Raw genomic sequence first — 20,831 nt, forward strand, 5'->3', positions numbered from 1 at the left:
ATGAGACTTTACAACTGCTGACATTACAGTTAGAAAATTAGAAAATAAAATGCTTTCTATTAAAGAAACACAGGAAAAGGTTATTCAACTTATTACTGAGAAGCTTAAATAACGATTAGTTGGGTTATCTTTATTAAGCTCCAATTTGATGCTTTAAGCATTAAGTTGGAGCTTTTATTTTTGATAACAAATGGTGGTTCACAAGCTGAAATTTAATAGTTTACATAATTATTATGAATGAAACTCAATGTCGAATAACCGTTGTCGAAATTTGGTTGGTAGTTAAAGTGATACTTAATTAAAAAGTAAACAATTCCTGTACTTCATTCGACATGATTCACCAGAATGAGATAAAAGGGCAAGTAAAAAGATTTTCTGTCGAACTATAAAAATTTCTTTTGTTGAGCGACTTTTCTAACAGGCTTAAAGAAAGATTTATACTGAAGCAATGTATACATCATCACTATTACAGTCCAAACAACAAAAAGAGTGCCGAAAAGATTAAAGAAGGAATGAGAAGCGAGAAAAAATGTATACCAACTCAATAGACAAAAAATAATCATTCCAATATATGCCCACTTCTTTAATTGCATATAGCCGTATGCTATACCCAATACAATGCTGGCTAGCAATATACGAAGCAAATCCTCTGGAAAGTCAGAAATGCCGAGAATAGGTGCGTGTTCAATTGAAAGAGGCAACTGCTGGGTAAAAAAAGTAATGAATATTAAGAAAGTGCTTCCTAAGATGAATAAAAAGCTAATATAAGTAACTCCCGCTGGCCTTTCCATTTTAAACCTCACTTTCTTAGAACAGATTTCTTTAATATATAATGAAAGTACTCTAAGTATGTCTTTAGAATTAAACCTTTTAAGGCATCTTGAAATCGACTTAATAAGGAAATGCTAAAAGACCTTCAGAATTATCTCTGAAGGCCTTTAACTTAAGAAGTTTTTTCTTTCAAAGTTTTGCGTTTACGTGTTGTTTTCTTCGGCTTTGTTTTATCAAGGGATGCTTGTAATGCTGACATTAAATCCGTGACATTATCAGGCAAAGGCCGCTTAGCTTCAGATGCAGTAACCGTACTGTCTGCTTTTTTCTCTTCAATTAAATCCATCAAACGTAGACGATATTCATCCTGATATTTATTAGGGTCAAATGCTGTTGTGAGTTGATCCACTAATAGCAAAGCAGTGTCCAATTCTTTTTGAACAACAGCTTGTTCACTTGGAATGTTTGGTACTTCACCGATGCTTCTTACTTCGTCTGGAAAGTGAATGGTTTCCATTACAAGTGCATCTTTAAACACTCTTACGATGGCTAATTGTTCTTTTGAACGAATAATTATCTTGGCCACTCCGATTTTACCTGATTCTTCTAGCGTTTTTCTTAATAAAGTGTATGCTTTACTGCCATTAGCATCTGGTGACATATAGTAACTTCTTTCAAAATAGATTGGATCAATTTCTTGAAGTTTTACAAAATCAATTATTTCGACTGCCTTGTCTTCATTTTCTTTTCGTAAATTCTCAAGGTCTTCTTGATCTAATACCACAAACTTATTTTTTGCATACTCATATGCTTTAACAATTTCATCCTCTGTGACCTCTTGATCACACCCCTCACACACCTTTTTATAGCTGATTGGAGTATTGCATTTTTTATGAAGCTGGCGTAGCTTCACATCTTTGTTTTCTGTTGCAGCATGCAATTTGATTGGAATATTTACCAATCCAAAGCTGATACTTCCTTTCCAAACGGTATGCATAATCATCACCCTCTTTTCCTTTAGTATTGAATGGATGTTAGGTTTTATGTATGCCAAATTAAATTAAGTGAAAACTACTGAGCGTATAAGTTTTTCATATCTAACAAAATGGGGAAGTAATTAATGCTAGTTGATTCAGGATAAATGGAAAAAGAAAGAAGGTGTACTTTTTTGAAACCAATGCTTTTAACAGCTACAGAGACTATTCCTTCTGGTGCTGACTGGCTATTTGAAACAAAATATGATGGGTTTCGCTGCATTCTTGAATGGAATAAGGATATAGAGCTATATAGCAGGAATGAAGGGAATCTAAGTAAGCAATTTCCTGAGATTTTAGATTTTTTAGCATCTATTAAAGAGAAAATGAAAAGTTATTTACCATTAGCTCTGGATGGCGAGCTAGTTTATTTAGCCAATGATTACAAAAGTGAATTTTCCATCGTACAAAGCAGAGCGCGTCTTCGTAGCAAGGAAAAAATTAATGATCAACGCAATCATTTTCCATGTCAATTTGTTGTTTTCGATATATTACAAATAAAGGGGAAAGATATCACGAATCTTTCTTTCTTAAAGCGAAAAGAAAAGCTAAAGGAACTATTTGAAAAAGTATCATTACCAGTTACGGTGATGCAGAATAATTTAGCATCAGTGCAAATGGTAGAACCTTTTGACGATCCCAATCAATTGTGGAAACAACTAGTTATATATAATGGGGAAGGATTGGTTGCGAAAGAAATATCAAGCCAGTGGATAGAAAATACTCGTACCAATAGCTGGCTAAAAATAAAAAACTGGCGATATGTAAATGTTATGGTTACCGCATATGAACAGGAAAATAACTTTTTTATAGGAAGTGTTCTTAGTGAAAAAGAATTTGTAGAAGTTGTAACATTTAAACATGGCATGAAAGAAGAGGAGATAAAAATTCTTTCCCAGTTATTCAAACAAAATGGAGTCAAAATAAACCAAAACCGGTGGGAGCTATCTCCATCGATTGGTGTTAAAATTGCCTGTATCGATTTTGTTGGAGGGAAATTGAGAGAGCCTAGATTTGAAGCATTTCAGTTCAATATAGAGCCAGAAGATTGTACATGGCATAAACTAGAAAAAGATCTATACCCCTTACCTTCCTCTGTTGAAATAACTCATCCCGACAAACCAATTTTCCCATTGGTAAGGATTAAAAAGGATGATTATTTGTACTACTTGCAAGTTATTTCCCCCTATCTATTGGCATTTTTATTCAATCGTCCACTCACATTAATTCGTTACCCACATGGTGTGCCGGGAGAAAGCTTTTACCAAAAAAGTGCCCCAGTCCATGTACCTTCATTTGTGACAGTAAAAGATGATCAGCTATATTGCAATAATGTTGAAACGCTTCTTTGGCTTGGAAATCAACTAGCAATTGAATATCATATTCCTTTTCAGCCAGTGAATTCAAGTGGTCCCACGGAAATTGTCTTTGATCTCGACCCTCCCTCTGTTGAAGCATTTCATTTAACCCTTGAGGCCGCAAAACAAATGAAAGTAATTTTTGATGGGCTAGGTTTCTTATCTTTTATAAAAACATCGGGAGGTAAAGGAATGCAGATCTATATCCCATTACCTGCAAATTCTTTTACCTATGAAGACACAGGATTGTTTACAAAGTTTATCTGCGACTTTTTAATCGAACAAGCTCCATCACTTTATACAATTGAGCGGCTCAAGAAAAATAGGAGGAAAAAACTCTACTTGGATTATGTCCAACACCGTGAAGGAAAAACCATTATCGCTCCTTATTCACCAAGGGGGAACGAAAGCGGGTTTATTGCAACCCCTCTTGAATGGGAAGAAGTGAAACCAGGCTTAACACCGGATCAATTTACAATACCAGTCATGATCGAAAGGGTACGCGCTAAGGGAGATTTATTCCGTCATTTTCGGAAGAATGTGAACAATAACGAGGAAGCGCTAACGCGATTTTTGAGAGAATTAAAAGGGGAGTAAAGAGAACGTCTATTTTAAAGTCATACCAAACATTACTAATTGAAGTAAGTACGTTTGTTCGGTATAATTAATAAGAACATATATTCTTATTTTTGGAGGCAATGAAATGAAAGAGCAGCTGATAAAAGCCATGCAGTATAACCAATTGATCGAGGTGGTATATATGGCTAAGGGTGGTAAAATGACTAAGAGGCGAGTTCGAGTAATTAAGATTGTAGGCAACAAGTTTCAAGCGTATTGTTTCAGTAAGGGTAGTATTCGCACGTTTATCATTGAGAATGTTCTCGCTATGTTTCCAATAGTCTGTCAAAAGAAAAATGTGATTTGAAAAAGAAAACTCCTCAAGGATTTCTAATATAGATTATAACCTTCAAAGCAAAAACGTCAGTATACTTGCTTGGAGGTTTTTTTGTAAAATAATATAACCTATTTAATTATTTTAATATAATTTTATATCCATTATTATGCTGTATTTATATGTAATTGGATAAATAAGAGAAAAGAAAGAGAAGCTCAGTTAGTTTATGGAGCAAATGTACTTGGAGTATTATATAGCTTGGAAAGGTATTTTCTATTATTTAAGATAGTTTTAAGTATTTTTGCCTATTTAATTTTAAAAAATTGTCCGATAGTTAGCCCTCTAAAGAGGGAGTTGAGAAAAAAAGGTACTTTTGGATTAATGTGATTATCATTTACCATTATGGAAAAAAACTCTTGATATAGCTGGTTTCATACATAAGGAATATGTTATCTCATATTCGAGATTATAAGTATATTAATATAATTTATGTTGACCATAGTGACCTTGTCAAATAAAATTTTTATAGTAATCAATTTTCCATTTGCTAAGTATGGAGGAAATTTTAAGAAATAAGGAGCTGTTGAGAATGTCAGGACAAATTCGTATGACCCCCCAAGAATTAAAAAGTAAAGCTACAAAATATGGGTCAAGCAGTGATCAAATTAGAACAATATTAGATGAGTTATCAAACCTTCAAGAACAATTACGTTCTGAATGGGAAGGTAAAGCATTTGAACGATTTGACGACCAATTCGAACAACTGAAACCAAAGGTTAAGAACTTTGCACAACTACTTAATCAAATCAAAGATCAACTTGACCAAACAGCAGATGCTGTAGAACAACATGATGTACAACTTTCTAAAAACTTCGGATTACAATAAAAATTCGTTATCCAGCATTTTGCAGTCTTACCTTCACCTCTAACGAAACAACAAAAGTGAGGGTTAACTGCCCGGAGAACAAATATTTAGCAAGATCGGAATGTTTGCGAACGGAATAATGCTCAGCTGTGTAGAAACGACTGCTGAGTGAGGTGTCATTTTATTCAACGATGGTTCACTGGTGTAAACGAAATAAATTAGTAGTAAACCTACTAGCTTGAGGACCGTTGAAAACTTTCGACGGTCCTATTGCTCTTTAGATGAAAAATAATGAGGTGTAGAAATGAAGAAATATCGGTTGCCATTTTTTATTGTTTTAGCTCTCCTTTTAGCGGCAATCATTGCATACATACCATTTCAATCGGCAACAAAAGAAAGAACAGAAAAAGCAGATTTTAAAATGGATGTCGCAATTGTTAATCTGGATGAACCTGTAGACTATAATGGGAAGAAATATAACTTTGGAGAAGAATTTAAAAAGAGTTTGGAAAATGACGATTCACATCGTTTCCATTTAGTAGATACAGCAGAAGCAGAGGATGGTATTGCAGATAAACGTTATAATATGGCAATTACCATTCCAAATGATTTTACAAAAAGAGCACTTTCAATCGATAAGGTAAGCCCTGAGCCAATAGAGCTTTCCTACAAATTAAACGAATCAGATAATGAAATTACAAAAGCACAGGCTCAAAAAATATCAGGTGACTTATTAAACTCATTTAATCAAAAAGTAATTGATGTCTTTTTTGCAAGCGTGATAGGGAACCTGCAATCTGCTCAAAATAATGTAAAAGGCATTGTGAAAAAGCAAGACCAACTAGCAGCAACTTACACCTCAGATATCCATGATCCATTAAGAGACTATTCTTCTACCTTAACGCAAATTGAAGACAGCACGAATGGAACAAGAAACTCATTTGTAAAACTGAACAAAGGGTTAAACAACTTTGCACAAGAAGCTCAAAAAAGTGTCAATGGTACTTCAGGATTATCGAATACGATGACAATGATGCAACAGTATATAACGGATGGAAATGATGGACTTAATTCGCTTATAAGCAAAATTACCGAAAACAATGATTCTTTAATGGCCGGCAATACTGAGGAATCATTAGAATATATCAAAGACCAACAAAAACAATTAAACGAATCATTTGAAGCAGATACAGGTTTACTAACAGAGATTCAAACATCTTTAAATTCTACAAGAGATGAAATATCTCGCTCTACCGTAACTTTAAAGGAACGAATTTATAATGATTTATCGAAAGAAGCTTCAGATTTAATTAATGAATCATTAAACGATTCTTTATCAGATCCTAAAAATGAAGCAAAATTGAATGCTCTTTTCTCTGTTCCTAAGGGCACGATCGAAAAAAATATTTTAAACAGCATTGATCAACTACCTTCCCTAGACGAAGAGCAATTAAAAGATTTAGATGTATCTGATACAACGAAAGATCAATTACGTAAGATTATGGCTGCAGCTAAACAATATGCTGTTGAAAACAAGCATCCTATTATTTCAAATGGCCAGTTATCTATTAATGATTATATGCAACAAATGAAACAAAAGCTTGCGACCGAAGGGGCAGTAATCGCTGATGAAGTAAATATTCCTGCGCAAGAAGCTGGCAGCCGAACATTCGCTATTAGTGCTCCAAATGGATTTGTAACAAAGAATATTGTATTAATGCTGCCAAATGGCGTTGTTTTAAATAATATTCAACCAGGTAAAATTGATTTGCCCACCGTACCGCAAGGAAAAATGAAAGTATATGCAACGTTTGTCTTAGCTGATTACGCTACAGATATTCTGGCTCCAGTTCATTGGTCTTGGTCAATTAATAGCCATAGCGAAGAGACAAATACAGCATTGATGAAGAATATGGTGACACGTGTGTCACTGCCAGCTAATTCACTAAATACAAACGAGGCACCTGTTCCCTCGCAAGATGCACCTATTATTGAAGAGGAGGCCCAAGAAACAACTATCGAAAAACCAGAAGATAATAAAGATACTGGCAAGACAAATGAATCTAATCAAACAACTGATAAAAATGAAGAGTCAACGAACGAACCAAAGGAATCAGAGGAAAAGAATCCAAATGTACAATCAAACTCTTCTAAAAATGCAACGATTAAGGAGAAACAATCCACAAAAACAGGCGATTCAGACGAAAAAGAGTCACCTGAAAAACCAAAGAGTACCGAAACAAAAACTATTACCGATAATGCGATACACCATGAGGTAACAACAATACTTGCATCGCAGGAGGATATTCCGACTCAACTAGTCATGTCCATTTGGAATTATCAGCGATTACAAGCATTATTGAACCTTTATTATAGTATCGATGTAACGAATCCGGAGCAATTTGCACAATTAAGCCACTCCTCATTTGAGCAAGTAGGTAGTGCGAATGCTGATTCCCTTTATTATGCTCTTTCGAATAAAGGGATGAAGGAATTCATCATTTCTACTCTTAAACAAACATTAATAGACCGTACTACTGCAAAACTAACGAATGATATGGAATCTCTTAATAAACAAGTCATTTCTTATAATGATGCACTGAATGGTATTGCAGAGAAGATACCTAACCTATCGCAACAACTAAATGATTCGAAAGAAGTCGCAGAACAACAAGTAGCTGATATTGATGCACTAATACCAACTGCTGCAGAATGGAAAGAAGCAAGTGGTCATCTAGCTGATACTGGCTCGAAGTTAACTGAGCAAAATGAAAAAGGAGGAAAAATAAGCATAGAATTGGAGGATGGTCTTAGTGATTTATTAACCGCAAGCGACACGGTAGCTAGTCGAGCAGAGGCAGCATCTCTTCAAGCTGGCACTGTTTATGATACATTTGATGGCATAAATCAAAAAGCAGAGCAAATTAAAATAGGCGGAACAAACATTGCTCACAAAGCTGATCAGTTAGCTGATAATCTTATTCAAAAGGTATCAAATGATAATGATTATGCATCAAACTTTAGCAATGTCCTTGCGAATAGCAAAATTGGTAATAAATCAAATGAAGCACTCTATGCATTCTTATCAAGCCCTATTGATATGTCAAAATCATCGATAAAAAATGCACGAGATACTCGTTCAACATTCTATTTACTTATAATTTCTTCATTCTTAGCTTTGTTTACAGCATATGTAATTGCTGGATTTAAACGATTCAGCTTTAAGAAATCAGATTTTGAAGACGCTGCACAACAAAGTATAATGGCAACCAATTTGCCAATCACTTTATTTACGACAGTTATTGCTACTATAGAAGGGTTAATTGTTGGTGCGATTTCCCTAAGCATTAATAAGTCAGCCATTGTTTCACCGTCGATATGGATGGCGCTTACAGCATTATGTATGGTTTTATTCGTACTTGCAGCAACATACTTACTTCGCCAATGGAAAATGGTTGGTATGTTTATTATCTTATTGGTGATTAGTATGTACCTATTCTTTACTGAAGCGCTTGGTTTTGACTTTGAAAGATCCCATATTATTCAACAATTTTCTCGTCTATCACCATTGCATTATTTAGAAAAAGCAATTTCAACTATTTTAAATACAAATAGTAGCAGTCTTTTAACCATATCTATAATCGTTATTTTAGGTTTGATTTTCTTTGTATTAAACCTATTTGTTTTTAAATTTATACGTCCGAAAGAAGAAGTGATGTATGAAGCGTAAGGGGATTATATTACTGTTAATTGTTATCGCTTGGATCATGCAAGCAGTGTCTGTCCAAGCTGATGAAAAGAATGGACAGTTAGACATTGATATCCATCGCATTAATCAAAACAAAACAAAAGTCGACAGAACCGATCATTCTGTTGAAGGGACGGAAGATTTATTTACTGATGAAAGTCTTCAACTGGATAAAGAGATCAGACAAAAAGAGACAGATAAGAAATCAGAGACGCTACATTCCCTTTTTCGAAATGACTTTATGGAACAACAAACACCTTCAACAGATCAATTATTCAAGCAGCCAATTAGTCTGAGTAATATACAACGAGAAGAAACTGCAGAGAGTCCAGCGATTAGCTGGCTCTTTGTCACTATTATTGCTCTGATTATCAGTCTTTTTTGTACAGGACTGTTCCTTTTACTTAAAAAGCTAAGTGTAGGTGAAACATATGATGAATCATAAACGCGTCACAATTGATTTTATGCAGAGCGGTGGCGGCAGCTACGATATTGCCATTTCTCAAAAAATGACTGTCAAACAATTATTGCAGGCTCTTGCCGCAAGTTTGCATACTTCAATCGATTTGAATAGCGTTATTAAATTACCTTTAAAACAAAAAACAATGATGCCTGAAGACAGATTCATGGATTATTCAATATCGAATGGAGAACTACTGGTCGTCTACATCGAACAAGACAAAAAAGGGGAGTCATAATGGAAGACAAATTAATATTAGGAGCGGTCGAATTATCTGCAAAAAAGAAAGATGACCGACTAATTCTATCTTTGCCACAAGCTGATACCTCTCTTCGCAATACACAGGAATTACAGCTTTTAAATCAAGACAAAAATTACTTTATACAAGCTGATGCTCAGGTGCAAGACGAGAACTTAGAGTTTCATTACTTATTAACAGATATGCGTTTTTTTGAACAGATAAAACAATTAGACCGAGAGCACAAATTACGCATGCTCTTTAATATAGGGCGTTTCAGCTCTATGTTAAACGGGCGTACAACTCTCGTTTTACATCCGGATAATCTAGTCTTTGATATCAACTTAATGCCTTATATGCTTTATCGTGGCATAAAAAATATTCTTCCGCCATTCCAGCATGAAGAAGGAGTGTTTTTAAAGGCTTATAAATGTCTAGCGATTGCTACGTTTTCTAAGGAATTTAAATTTGATGATCTTATGAACGGTGCTTATGAACGAGCAAAGCAGACATCCTTCGAAAAAGCTGTCCATCAGTCACAGAACGTAGAAGAGCTGCAAGCATTATTAAAAATATATTATGAGGAAGAACATAAGAAAGCAGCTCTAAAGTTTGAAAAAGTATCAAAAGCTCAATTTAAAGGTTTTAAAATTGCAACGATTGCTTTAGGTGTTGTTAGTATTGTGTTAATTTCTCTTGTTTTATATGCTTTTAGCTCTAAAATCCCAACAGAAGAGCTGTACAACCAAGCAAATGCATCCTATATCAATGAAAATTATATAGATGTAAAAGAATCTTTGAAAGATCAAAAAATAGAGGATATACCCAAAAGTATAAAAAAGATTTATGCGATTTCTAGTATCAAAACTAGTTTGCAAGAGGAAGAAAAACAAACAAACGCAATAAATTCTATATCGTCTATTTCAGATGAGCGTCTTTTAAATTATTGGATTGATATTGCAAGAAACGATTTTAATGGAAGCTTAAAGATTGCAAAAAGCCTAGATGTAAACGATTTGAAAAAGTTCAGCATCATCTTGTATGAAAATCAGTTGAAAAAAAATACAAAGATGAATCAACAAGAAAAAGAGGATAAATTAAAAGATCTTGAAGTTCAATTAAATGAAATAACTGAAGAAGAAGCAGCTGCACAAGAAGCTCAAGAATCTGAAACGCAAAAAGCAGCTGAAGAAAAACAAAAACAAATAGAGGCACAAGAAAAACAGAAAGTAGAAAAGCGAAAGAAGCAAAGCAAGGATAAACAAGATAAAAAAACAGACAAAGAATAGGAGGTGAAGGAAATGAAATATATATTGACGGTATCTAATGGAGACTCCTTCCATCGATATGAATTCCTCGCATCTCAACCAGAGGAAATCACGATTGGTGGAAATACAAAAGCAACGATTACGATGTCTTCTGCAAAGAGCGAGATTATTTGCAAGTGGGATGGCCGAGAGTTAACTGCAGATGATAGATTACTAAACTTTAACCAAGTCGAAACGATTGGATCCCTCTCACTTATTGTCTATGAAATGGAAGAAATGTGTTTTGATTTACTAGATATAACACAATGGACAATCGGAAATGAGGAAGATGATTCAATTTATTTACATAAGGAGAATCCAGGAAGAATATTTATCCAAAAAACAGGGCAGCAGGAATATTCCTTCTTTGCTGTTAATAGCAAGCTTATTGTCAATATGTACGCTAAAGAAGAAGGACAATTTTTTGATGGTGATCTGTTAGCAATTGCCGATATTTTATTCACTATTCAGGATTCACAGTTATTCGTGTATACTCCGAAAAACAGCTGTAAGATTCATTTGCCAAGCCTGGCCATTAAACATCCAGTAGTAAAACATACGTATCATCGTTCACCGCGTGTCCGATACCACCAACCTGATGAGGAAAAAATTATTGCCAATCCGCCAACAAGGCCATCTAAACCAAGCGAACAGCTGGGAAGATTGATTGTGCCGCCATTAGTGATGTTGGCTGCCATGATTTTGGTATCCATCTTTAGGCCTTATGGTATTTATATTGTTGTTATGCTTTCAGCGACCATTGTGACTGTCATTTTCTCGGTTACCTCTTATGTACGAAATGTGAAAAAATACAAAAAAAATATGAAAGAACGAGATGAAAAATTCAAAGCATATCTTCGAGAGAAATCGAAGGAATTATATCTTGCACAAAAAGAGCAGGCGGATGCATTAACCTATCATTTTCCACAGATACCTGAGCTATTACAGCTGTTGCAGGAGCAATCTGCAAGAATGTATGAAAAAACGCCATTTCATAATGATTTCTTATCCTATCGCTTAGGTAAGGGACCAGTGGATGGTAGCTTTCCCATCAAAATTAATGTAGAAGAATTCACTTTAGAAGAAGATCCGCTGATGGAAAAAGCCATTGAATTAGAACGTCAGTATAATCATGTTGACGATGCACCGGTTATAGCTGATTTAAGAAGCGGTGCAGTAGGTTATATCGGAAAACGTCCACTTGTCTTGCAGCAACTGAAACAAATGATCGCACAACTAGCATTCTTTCATAGCTATCATGAATTGCAGTTTGTGATGGTCTTCAAAGAGCAAGAGAGGAAAGAATGGGATTGGATGCGTTGGCTTCCACATGCGAGCTTACAAAATATAAACGTCCGTACATTTGTTTATCACGAACGTTCTAGAGAGCAAGTAATGAACTCACTTTATCAAATGTTAAAAGAACGCAAATTGGAAACGGAAAAGAAGAATACCCGAGAAGCAAAAGTTTTCATTCCACAAATCGTTTTAGTGATTACAGATGAAACCATTATTATGGATCATACCATAATGGAAATTCTTCAAGATGATTGCCGTCAGCTGGGTGTTTCTGTTGTATACGTGCAAGATGTTGTAGAATCGCTACCTGAGCATGTATCAACAATTGTACGAGTTAAAGATTCAACGACAGGGGAATTATTTATTCAAAATAATAAATTGAAAAAGCAATCATTTGAATTGGATTCTGTTGTTTCAGATAGTCTGCTTGAAGAGTTGACGAGAAGGTTAGCAGGCTATGAACATCTGCAAAGTCTAGAAAATCGTATTCCTGAGAGTATAACGTACATGGAAATGTACGGTGTGCAAACAGTTCAAGATTTGCAAGTATTAGAACGCTGGCAAAAACATAAACCGTATAAAAGTCTAGCTGTACCGCTTGGACTTAGAGGAAAGGATGATGTGGTTTATCTTAACCTTCATGAAAAAGCACATGGACCGCATGGTTTAGTAGCAGGTACTACAGGTTCTGGTAAATCGGAAATCATCCAGTCATATATCTTATCTTTAGCAACTAACTTTCATCCTTATGATATCGGTTTCTTATTAATCGACTATAAAGGAGGGGGTATGGCAAATTTATTCAAAGATTTGCCGCATTTACTTGGCGTGATTACTAACCTAGATGGTGCTCAATCTATGCGAGCGTTAGCATCGATTAAAGCCGAGCTTCGAAAACGCCAGCATATTTTTGGTCAACATGAGATTAACCATATTCATCAGTATCAAAAATTGTATGAAGAAAATAAGGTACAGGATCCAATGCCTGAACTCTTCATTATTTCGGACGAATTTGCAGAATTAAAAGCCGAACAGCCTGATTTTATGAAAGAACTAGTATCAACAGCGAGGATTGGACGGTCTCTTGGTATTCATTTAATATTAGCAACTCAAAAGCCAAGCGGCGTTGTAGATGATCAAATTTGGTCAAACTCGAAATTTAAACTCGCTCTTAAAGTACAAAATGAAAGCGACTCAAACGAAGTCCTCAAAACGAAAGATGCAGCTGAGATTACACAGCCAGGGCGAGCTTACTTGCAGGTAGGGAACAATGAAATCTACGAGCTTTTCCAAAGTGCATGGAGTGGAGCTACCTACAAAGGCAACCAGACAGCAGAGGATGTTGAAGATTTTACTATCTATACAATTAACGAGCTAGGTCAGTATGAGGTGTTAACAGAGGATTTAAGTGGCTTATCACAACAGGACGTACCAAAACGGCAATCCACAGAATTAGAGGCAGTAGTTGAAGAAATTCATCAAGCTGCAATAGTACAGAGCATTCAAGCACTGCCAAGACCTTGGCTGCCACCGCTAGAAGATAGAATTAGCCGACATGAATTAGGCGATGTAGTGAAAGAAAAGCAACGTTTAACAGCAAAAATTGGCATGATTGACTTGCCTCATGAACAATCGCAAATACCATTTGCACTGGACTTTGCACGAGATGGTCATGTCGCTATTTTTGCAAGCCCAGGCTATGGGAAGAGCACTATGCTTCAAACACTAGCCATGCAAATAGCGGAGAATTATACACCAGAAGAAGCCCATTTTTATTTACTCGATTTTGGAACAAATGGTTTACTGCCACTTCGTAAACTACCGCATACAGCAGATATGATTCGTTTAGATGAAGAATTAAAGCTACAAAAATGGATGAAACGCATGTCAGAGCTTATCAAGGCACGTAAAAAGCTTTTAAGTCAAATCGGTGTCTCAAACGCTGCGATGTATAAGGAATTAACGCATGAAGAACTACCTGATATTCTGATTTTCGTAGATGTAATGGATGCTGCAAATGAATCGCCATTAAAAGATGATTTTGATAGTTTGATGACTATCATTGCACGAGATGGGGCAGGCCTAGGCATCTTCCTTATTCTAACTGCAAGTAGACAACTGGCTATTCGTACACCAATCTTGATTAATATCAAAACTCAAATCGTACTGTATATGATTGATCAGTCTGAAAGCAGAGGAATTATGGGGAAAGCAGATGTATCCATTGAAGAGATGCCAGGCCGTGCGTTGATTAAATTAGATGAGGTCACACTCATGCAAGTAGCACTACCTGCAGAAGGTTTGGATGATGTACAAATTGCTGAAAACCTACGTAAGGCAATTGATGAGATTCAAAATCAGTGGCATGGTAAAAAGCCTGCACCAATTCCAATGGTACCAGAAATCGTAACAGAAGATTTCTTCTGTGCACTGCCGTCTGTTAAGGATGCTTTAGCAAATAATAAATGGCCAATTGCTGTGGATATGGAAAAGGTAGAAGCGGTGTCAATTGACTTTAACTCACATCAGCATTTACTAGTTATTGCGGATACTGAAAGAAGATTTATGCAAGCATTTGAAACCATTTTATATGCAATGGATCAATCGAATATTGTTACTCAGCTACTAATAGTCGACCAAGTAACAGCCGTCTATAGTTCCTTGCATAGTGGCCAATCGCAGTATGTCCAAAACAATGATGATGTAGCTGCATTAATTGAACAATTACTTGAAGCACAGCAGGCGAGACAACAATCTTATATCGAACAAAGAGAAAAGGGCATTACTTCTTTAAGAGCGTTTGTACAACAACTAAGTCCTATTGTTGTGTTGTTTACTGATATGGAGGCAATTATTAATCAACTGTCATCCACATCGCAGTCTCAATTAGCGAAGGTTATCTCAGAAGGGGCTACTTACGGCCTGCATCTAATTTTCGGTATGAATAGCCAAATGACAAGAAGCTATGATGAAGCCTCAACGGCTTTGAAGAAATTAAGTACAGCATTATCAATGGTCCGATTAAATGATCAATCCGTTTTAGAAGTACAAAGACCATATCGTGAAAAAGAGTTGAATGCTTCAGAAGGCTATATGATAAAAGGTAATCATGTTGAGAAAGTGAAACTATTATCCACAATGAAAGTAGGGGTGTAGATATGGCGTGGGAAGATTTAAATTTCTTTAATTGGTTCTTAAATGGAAATGAAATCAAAGCTAAACAATATCGTCAATTATCCCGTGCTCTAACTAATGATAAGGAAAGGTTGGAAAGCCGCATAGATGATATAGAAGATTCTACAGATGCATATCAGCAAGAACATCCATCGTTAAAGAGCGAAGGATTTCCTGCAAATTTATATAAGACAAAACAATCACTCGTTGACCAGAAGATGCTAAAGCTAATGGAAGAGTTAAAAGGTGAAAAAAAATCCTATACCTCAGCGATTAATATTGCCAATGAACGAGCTGGACATTATCAAAGGTTGGGAGAGGAAGAGAGAGAAAGAGAAAGAGAACGAGAAAAAAGAGAAAGAGAAAGAGAACTAGAAAAACAAAAAAAGTAATAGGAGGGTCAATATGTCTCAAGATGTTGAAATTAATGGCAGCCAATTAAATGAAGCTATTGCTCAAGCAAAAGTAATCAAAAGAGCACTTTACGACGCAAAAGCAAGTGCTGAAGGTTTTTCCAGTACATTAAGCGGTTCAGAATGGTCGGGGCGTGCCAAAGATGAATTCACAGCTTTTTTGGATATCATCATCCAATATCATGATGACATTTGTGGGGCAGCTCAAAAAAATCTGGAATCCCTAGAGAAATTAAAAAAACATATGGATGAGTTGATGCAAGAGGACATTGTTGTTGAAGTGGAGGGGATTGGATGACAGCAAAATTTACTGCAGAGGAATTACTACTCCTTGCCTCTGCATTTGATTGCCGCATGCTTTTTGGCTTGCCGGATAGGCAATTGCTAGTAATGAAAAATCAACAAGGCTTTGATGAGGCAAAACAAGGCCTTGTTGATAAAAATATTATGGATGTTGAAGGTAAGTTAACGAAGGATGGCTTCACTCTTGTACAGTTTTTAGAGCAATATGCTTCAAGCGACCGTTATATAAGGCTTGATAACCTGATGACAGGCTTTGGCAAGGATGAGCACCTCATTACTATCAAATGGCTCGAAGAGGGGAAATTCCAGTTGTTTGTTCACCAGGATATTGCCTTTCTAAAGAGAATTATGGAAGGCTACCCAATCTTTAATCGCGAACCCTTACAGGAGGATACGAGCTATTTAAAGAGGCAAATTCAAATGGAAGAGACTGAAGAATACTTTGAATCAGGGAACCCGACTGTTCAATTAGAATGCTTTACTATCAATTATGAAGAACAATCCTCAACTGCTGAGCAATGGATGTTTTTTGAAAATAATGGGCAGCTGCAAGGTATTGATATCGAACATAATATAGCCTATCAGCTAAGCCAATATTTTCTTGTGAAGAAAATTTACGATTTTTATCGTTTTCCTTATAAGGAGGCCCACATCCAATGAGTCAAGAAATAAAGATGAGTGTAGACGAAATGGTGTCTTTTCTGAAATATATTGAAAAAATTATTACAGAATTAGAGGTCAATATGAAACCTGCTATCGAAAATTTAAATAATATTCAATTCTACCTAGATGGCAAGGCAAAAAAGAATATGGGTTCCTATACGGATGCGAATAATCGGATGCTGGAGTTAAACAATTTATACAGCCGTGCTTTCTCTGTAGTCAACGGCATTATGAATAGCATGATAGAAGAAGATGAAGCCCTTGCCACAGAAATAGCGAAAGGACTGGGGCTGATCGAATAGTGAAGCTATTATACGAAGCGGACAAGTGGACAAAAGTTGCTAGCGCTTTAGAAAAGGTTAATGAAGCCCACAAATACGATAATAAATATGAAAAGTCAGATGATCTATTCAAAGACTCTAAAGCTGAAATATCAGAAAAGGATATAGATCATGCCATTTCTTTTAAACCCAAAACCTATGAACCAGGGGCGAAACCCATTCGCCAAGATTATAAAAAGTTATATGATTACGCTAAGGGAATTGGCAAAGTAATTGATGAAAAGGTAGATGATCCCTTCTATAAATCGATAGACGGGTATATTCAATCAATGGCTGATCTAAATATTTCTTCTTATAATACAACCAACACGATACATGTTGAAGAAGGCTGGTTGTTCAAAACCGATAAAGCAAGCATTACAATAGATGATCTATATGAAGCAGACACCACTTATTCAGAAAATCTTAAAGAAGAATACAATCAATGGAAACTGCAAAATAAAGATCAAGAAGATGTTTCAGAAGAAGATTATCGTACTGCGGCTCTTAATACAGGAGCCTTCGAATACGAAGGCTTACGAGCTGGCCAAGAGAAGAAGGAATTTTGGTTTAACCTTATTGCTGCGGGACTTGTTATAGGTTTGACGATTGTCTGTCCCCCAGCAGGACTAGTAGCCGGTGGTATTTACACTGCTGTTGATGTGGGAGGAGCCATAAAAGGGGAAGATCTGATTTCGGGAAGAAAGCTCTCGGACGATGAACGAATCATGCGAGGCGTTTTTGCCATTGCTCCCGCAGCAGGCGGACTGGCTATACGTACGACTCTCAAAAATGTTCCCGCTCTTGCTAATGTGGTGGTTAAAACATCGAAAGCTCTGGATAAAGCTGCCAAGCCTATCAAAAATTCTGTAGATAATCTCGCATTGAAAACAAAACAAACTGCAGCAAACGCCATTCGAAATGCGAATCATCTGGGAAGACAACATGCCAACCAGCTAAAATATATGCTGAAGCATCCAGTGAACGCAGCAGTAACATCCAAAGCAGGAGAAACGACCATCAAGAAAACAGCTAAATTCATCGACGAAGCATTGCGGCCAGTACATATCAAGACAGTACAGACAACAACAGGTGAGAAAGTAGTCGCAGGACTTCAGCGGGGTGAGAATACAGGTGAAGTTTCGAAGAAGGCAGATGATTATGTTGCTAGGATTAAAGAAGAGAAAGATAAACATAGTTATAAACCATTTGCCAATTTTATGGATGCAGAAGATGCCAAGAGATATAATCAATTTTGGGAGAAAACTGAAATTGGTATGAGTACCAATGAAAGAGTTGCAACCAGCATACAAAGTCCAACTAGCTTTGTAAACAGTATTCTTCCGAAAAAACTAAAAGAACATAATCTGAGTTATGAAGAATTTACAAACCTCCGATTAAAACCAGATTACCAATATAGTAAAATTGAACAAAAAATAATGCAGGATATTCGGGATTCTGTTGTTCGTCCGGATACTAAAACAATACTAATTAAGAATATACATGCGAATGATATTCAGAAATATCTAGATGGAAGTTACGAACCAACAGTTCGCGGTTTTATAGCAAAGGCTGAGGATAGTGCCCATATACATGACTACAAAAATGTTAGAGAATCTATGAGATTAGATTACTCTTATTATGATGTTTTTAAAGAAAAAGTTATTAGGCCTTATCCTGAAGATGGAAACGCGTATGGGTACATTGAGTTTAAAACGTATAATACGGAAAGCCTTTCTCCAGAGCTATTTGAAATACCCTATGGAAAAAACATGAGTCAGCCTTACAGTGCATGGAAAAATAATGAATGGCCTTGGAGTGGGAATGGTTTTACTTCATCAAGAAACGGAGAGGTAATTCCAGAGTGGGCAACAAAAAATCCAATTAATTTAGAAAGAGGTGCAAAATTACATCAAGTGTTTGAGGGAGAAGATAAAGTTATTGCAGTATTCAATGGTAGAAAATTTGAATAATTAAGAGGGGTTTTTATGCTAAGAAGAGGAATATACGGTATATATAAGAATGTGGAGTATGAAATAACTATTGATATGGAAGAAAATGTTTTTATTATGACTGAAAATAAAGAAAAAATTGACGGAACTTTTAAAGAAACTAAAAGTGGAGACCTATTTATAAAATTAGTCCACCCTAACGACCTATCAGAATGTATAAATATTACTCCCTATGGAATTATAGAAGATGAAAAAGTAGACATTTTACAAGAACGAGAAGACCAGTACCAAATAGGGACTGGGGACTTGCTAATCGGGTCAAAATTAAAATTACCTCAAATAGATAGAGATGAATGGCTAGGTTGGGTTCCAAAATGTAATGTCACTTTAGTTGAAGAAAAGAGAAAAATTAACTTGCATGAGTTATTGTAACTAAATTAGAGTGAATTGATGATGATATCTTACAATATAAAATTCTTAAATTACACTAATTTTATTGATTGGAGTGGTAAAGAAATGAGTATAAAAATAAAAAGAGACACTGGCGTAATGGGGGGAGCAACTCCCGTAGCTTTAAAAGTAAACAGTCAATTGGTAAAAAAGTTGAAAAACAATGAAGAGTATTCAATATCTTCAGATGAAGGGAAAGTAAAAGTTAAAGCAAATCAATGGTTTTTTGGGAGTGAAGAAAAACAAATAGAGAGTGGCAGCAGAGTAAACATTAAAATAAATAATACAGCTTTATTATTATATGTTATTTCACTAATTATTGTATTTGCAGGTGGCTTTACAAGTATCATTCCTTTAAGTTTAATAGGTTTGATTGGAATAGTGATTACAGTTATTTATTCTACAAAACGTTGGTTTAAACTTGAAATTGAAAGTATTGCTAATTAAAACTAAACAATGTAGTAAATAATTCATCTTGCGCCAAAAGACACTTCATTGTTCTTTGGCGCTTCTTTGTAATTCAATATCATAATTAAAAGTGTGAAGTTACTTTAATAGAAGAAAAAACCTATAATTTCAAGTAAGATCTTTGAGACTTTATTAACAAAAGACTGGTATGAAAGGAGTTTTTTAGATGAAATATGGAGTATACGGAAAGTATATGAATATTGAATATGAGATAAATAAAGATGAAGATAATAATATAATCATTATAACTGAAGATAAAACTGAAATAGATGGTACGTTTAAAGACACTTATAACAGTGGGGTTTTTAGTAAAATAGTAAAACCTGAAGAACTTACAGAGTGTATCAATATAAAACCTTATGGCATCATAATGGATAAAAAATTAGAAATATCAAATGAGAGAGAAAATGAATTTCAAATCGTGACAAGCGATTTACTAATTGGTACACAATTGAATTTACAGAGAGTAGATAGAGATGAATGGAAAGGTTGGGTTTCAAAGCTTGATGTAACCTTTGTTGAAGAAAAGAAACCGTTTAATCCTTTTGATTTAGCGTAATTATCTTCTATATAATCTAGCATTGACGTTAAAATAATACCGCTATACCCCCTCCGGTGTGTAAATTATAAGGTAAAGGAATAATTTATAATAGTGAAACGAAATGCTATTGACCATATTGTAACTCCTCTAATTGAATTGACTATAAGGGGATGGGGGTGAATAAGTTGACTAAGGAAGAATTTATTGAGCGAATCCATAAGGAAAATATTAGACCCGGGGATTATCTAAAGATGTTAACTAAAATAACGGATGTGCCTTTAGTGTTAGGATGTGTACATGATAATGGCAAATGGAACATTTTCGAAACTTTTGAACGTGGAGGTCACTATATAATTAAGGAATTTAATGATGAAAATGAAGCATTTGATTATTTTTATGAACTAGTCCGCAGAATATCTGAAAAATTCAAAGGCTAGATTACAATTTTTAAAACCATAAGTTAACTTAACAGCAACAATTATTATTGGCACAAAGGTCGATTTATTTCGTCATACAGCTAAATAACCAGCAAGTTGAACGTTTATGAGACTCAATTTTATATTATCGGTTTA

At 35.3% G+C, this 20,831-nt stretch carries 19 protein-coding genes; 17 read left to right on the plus strand and 2 right to left on the minus strand.

Translation table 11 applies throughout. The annotated features are described in order from the left end of the window. Positions 1–383: 383 nt before the first annotated feature. Both RST01_RS10970 and ku read right to left on the minus strand, forming a co-directional pair. Positions 384–791 (minus strand): hypothetical protein, encoded by a 408-nt coding sequence (locus RST01_RS10970; protein ID WP_147196767.1) that lies wholly within the window; start codon positions 789–791, stop codon positions 384–386. A gap of 152 nt (positions 792–943) precedes the next feature. Beyond that, on the minus strand, positions 944–1,768 hold the full coding sequence (ku, locus tag RST01_RS10975) for a non-homologous end joining protein Ku (protein WP_147196769.1): 825 nt from the start codon (positions 1,766–1,768) through the stop codon (positions 944–946). A 180-nt stretch (positions 1,769–1,948) separates the two neighbouring features. On the opposite strand from ku, the gene RST01_RS10980 reads away from it, so the two are divergent. The 17 genes from RST01_RS10980 to RST01_RS11060 all read left to right on the plus strand — a co-directional run bounded on the left by RST01_RS10980 (position 1,949) and on the right by RST01_RS11060 (position 20,696). Next, positions 1,949–3,760: a DNA ligase D gene (locus tag RST01_RS10980; protein ID WP_244946708.1), complete on the plus strand. Its 1,812-nt coding sequence runs from the start codon at positions 1,949–1,951 to the stop codon at positions 3,758–3,760. A 106-nt stretch (positions 3,761–3,866) separates the two neighbouring features. After that, positions 3,867–4,088: a WYL domain-containing protein gene (locus RST01_RS10985; RefSeq protein WP_147196773.1), complete on the plus strand. Its 222-nt coding sequence runs from the start codon at positions 3,867–3,869 to the stop codon at positions 4,086–4,088. Between the two features lie 559 nt (positions 4,089–4,647). Then, complete coding sequence (locus RST01_RS10990; protein ID WP_147196775.1) at positions 4,648–4,944, plus strand: WXG100 family type VII secretion target; 297 nt, start codon at positions 4,648–4,650, stop codon at positions 4,942–4,944. A gap of 283 nt (positions 4,945–5,227) precedes the next feature. Further along, complete coding sequence (esaA, locus tag RST01_RS10995) at positions 5,228–8,653, plus strand: type VII secretion protein EsaA (protein ID WP_147196777.1); 3,426 nt, start codon at positions 5,228–5,230, stop codon at positions 8,651–8,653. Continuing rightward, positions 8,643–9,116 carry a type VII secretion protein EssA gene (essA, locus tag RST01_RS11000; RefSeq protein WP_147196779.1) on the plus strand — a complete coding sequence of 158 codons (474 nt, stop codon included), beginning with the start codon at positions 8,643–8,645 and terminating at the stop codon, positions 9,114–9,116. Before esaA ends, essA begins: the two co-directional genes overlap by 11 nt. Further along, complete coding sequence (locus RST01_RS11005; protein WP_147196781.1) at positions 9,106–9,369, plus strand: EsaB/YukD family protein; 264 nt, start codon at positions 9,106–9,108, stop codon at positions 9,367–9,369. The genes essA and RST01_RS11005 overlap by 11 nt, the downstream gene beginning before the upstream one ends. Continuing rightward, positions 9,369–10,658 (plus strand): type VII secretion protein EssB, encoded by a 1,290-nt coding sequence (gene essB, locus RST01_RS11010; protein ID WP_147196782.1) that lies wholly within the window; start codon positions 9,369–9,371, stop codon positions 10,656–10,658. The genes RST01_RS11005 and essB overlap by 1 nt, the downstream gene beginning before the upstream one ends. 12 nt (positions 10,659–10,670) lie before the next feature. Beyond that, positions 10,671–15,131 (plus strand): type VII secretion protein EssC, encoded by a 4,461-nt coding sequence (essC, locus tag RST01_RS11015; protein ID WP_147196784.1) that lies wholly within the window; start codon positions 10,671–10,673, stop codon positions 15,129–15,131. Positions 15,132–15,133: 2 nt separating this feature from the next. Then, on the plus strand, positions 15,134–15,541 hold the full coding sequence (locus RST01_RS11020) for an EsxC family T7SS substrate (protein WP_147196785.1): 408 nt from the start codon (positions 15,134–15,136) through the stop codon (positions 15,539–15,541). Between the two features lie 13 nt (positions 15,542–15,554). Beyond that, positions 15,555–15,860 (plus strand): WXG100 family type VII secretion target, encoded by a 306-nt coding sequence (locus tag RST01_RS11025; protein WP_066788226.1) that lies wholly within the window; start codon positions 15,555–15,557, stop codon positions 15,858–15,860. Beyond that, a complete protein-coding gene (locus RST01_RS11030; RefSeq protein ID WP_147196787.1) occupies positions 15,857–16,525 on the plus strand; it encodes a DUF5081 family protein in 669 nt (222 codons plus the stop codon). The genes RST01_RS11025 and RST01_RS11030 overlap by 4 nt, the downstream gene beginning before the upstream one ends. After that, entirely contained in the window at positions 16,522–16,830 is a 309-nt protein-coding gene (locus RST01_RS11035; protein WP_147196789.1) for a hypothetical protein, read from the plus strand. Before RST01_RS11030 ends, RST01_RS11035 begins: the two co-directional genes overlap by 4 nt. Beyond that, on the plus strand, positions 16,830–18,821 hold the full coding sequence (locus RST01_RS11040) for a pre-toxin TG domain-containing protein (protein WP_147196791.1): 1,992 nt from the start codon (positions 16,830–16,832) through the stop codon (positions 18,819–18,821). The genes RST01_RS11035 and RST01_RS11040 overlap by 1 nt, the downstream gene beginning before the upstream one ends. 15 nt (positions 18,822–18,836) lie before the next feature. Beyond that, positions 18,837–19,232 carry a UCP033725 family protein gene (locus RST01_RS11045; RefSeq protein ID WP_147196793.1) on the plus strand — a complete coding sequence of 132 codons (396 nt, stop codon included), beginning with the start codon at positions 18,837–18,839 and terminating at the stop codon, positions 19,230–19,232. Between the two features lie 84 nt (positions 19,233–19,316). Continuing rightward, complete coding sequence (locus tag RST01_RS11050) at positions 19,317–19,697, plus strand: hypothetical protein (RefSeq protein ID WP_147196795.1); 381 nt, start codon at positions 19,317–19,319, stop codon at positions 19,695–19,697. A 187-nt stretch (positions 19,698–19,884) separates the two neighbouring features. After that, positions 19,885–20,277, plus strand: a complete 393-nt coding sequence (locus RST01_RS11055) for a UCP033725 family protein (RefSeq protein ID WP_147196797.1) — start codon at positions 19,885–19,887, stop codon at positions 20,275–20,277. Between the two features lie 167 nt (positions 20,278–20,444). Then, entirely contained in the window at positions 20,445–20,696 is a 252-nt protein-coding gene (locus RST01_RS11060; protein ID WP_147196799.1) for a hypothetical protein, read from the plus strand. The last annotated feature ends 135 nt before the right edge of the window (positions 20,697–20,831 follow it).

It is taken from the genome of Rummeliibacillus stabekisii (assembly GCF_007988965.1).
GTDB lineage: Bacteria > Bacillota > Bacilli > Bacillales_A > Planococcaceae > Rummeliibacillus > Rummeliibacillus stabekisii.

Excerpts from the sequence above, each read along its gene's own strand:
- RST01_RS10970 (WP_147196767.1), bottom strand. The coding sequence starts at position 791 with ATGGAAAGGCCAGCGGGAGTTACTTATATTAGCTTTTTATTCATCTTA.
- ku (WP_147196769.1), bottom strand. The coding sequence starts at position 1,768 with ATGCATACCGTTTGGAAAGGAAGTATCAGCTTTGGATTGGTAAATATT.
- RST01_RS10980 (WP_244946708.1), top strand. The coding sequence starts at position 1,949 with ATGCTTTTAACAGCTACAGAGACTATTCCTTCTGGTGCTGACTGGCTA.
- RST01_RS10985 (WP_147196773.1), top strand. The coding sequence starts at position 3,867 with ATGAAAGAGCAGCTGATAAAAGCCATGCAGTATAACCAATTGATCGAG.
- RST01_RS10990 (WP_147196775.1), top strand. The coding sequence starts at position 4,648 with ATGTCAGGACAAATTCGTATGACCCCCCAAGAATTAAAAAGTAAAGCT.
- esaA (WP_147196777.1), top strand. The coding sequence starts at position 5,228 with ATGAAGAAATATCGGTTGCCATTTTTTATTGTTTTAGCTCTCCTTTTA.
- essA (WP_147196779.1), top strand. The coding sequence starts at position 8,643 with ATGAAGCGTAAGGGGATTATATTACTGTTAATTGTTATCGCTTGGATC.
- RST01_RS11005 (WP_147196781.1), top strand. The coding sequence starts at position 9,106 with ATGAATCATAAACGCGTCACAATTGATTTTATGCAGAGCGGTGGCGGC.
- essB (WP_147196782.1), top strand. The coding sequence starts at position 9,369 with ATGGAAGACAAATTAATATTAGGAGCGGTCGAATTATCTGCAAAAAAG.
- essC (WP_147196784.1), top strand. The coding sequence starts at position 10,671 with ATGAAATATATATTGACGGTATCTAATGGAGACTCCTTCCATCGATAT.
- RST01_RS11020 (WP_147196785.1), top strand. The coding sequence starts at position 15,134 with ATGGCGTGGGAAGATTTAAATTTCTTTAATTGGTTCTTAAATGGAAAT.
- RST01_RS11025 (WP_066788226.1), top strand. The coding sequence starts at position 15,555 with ATGTCTCAAGATGTTGAAATTAATGGCAGCCAATTAAATGAAGCTATT.
- RST01_RS11030 (WP_147196787.1), top strand. The coding sequence starts at position 15,857 with ATGACAGCAAAATTTACTGCAGAGGAATTACTACTCCTTGCCTCTGCA.
- RST01_RS11035 (WP_147196789.1), top strand. The coding sequence starts at position 16,522 with ATGAGTCAAGAAATAAAGATGAGTGTAGACGAAATGGTGTCTTTTCTG.
- RST01_RS11045 (WP_147196793.1), top strand. The coding sequence starts at position 18,837 with ATGCTAAGAAGAGGAATATACGGTATATATAAGAATGTGGAGTATGAA.
- RST01_RS11050 (WP_147196795.1), top strand. The coding sequence starts at position 19,317 with ATGAGTATAAAAATAAAAAGAGACACTGGCGTAATGGGGGGAGCAACT.
- RST01_RS11055 (WP_147196797.1), top strand. The coding sequence starts at position 19,885 with ATGAAATATGGAGTATACGGAAAGTATATGAATATTGAATATGAGATA.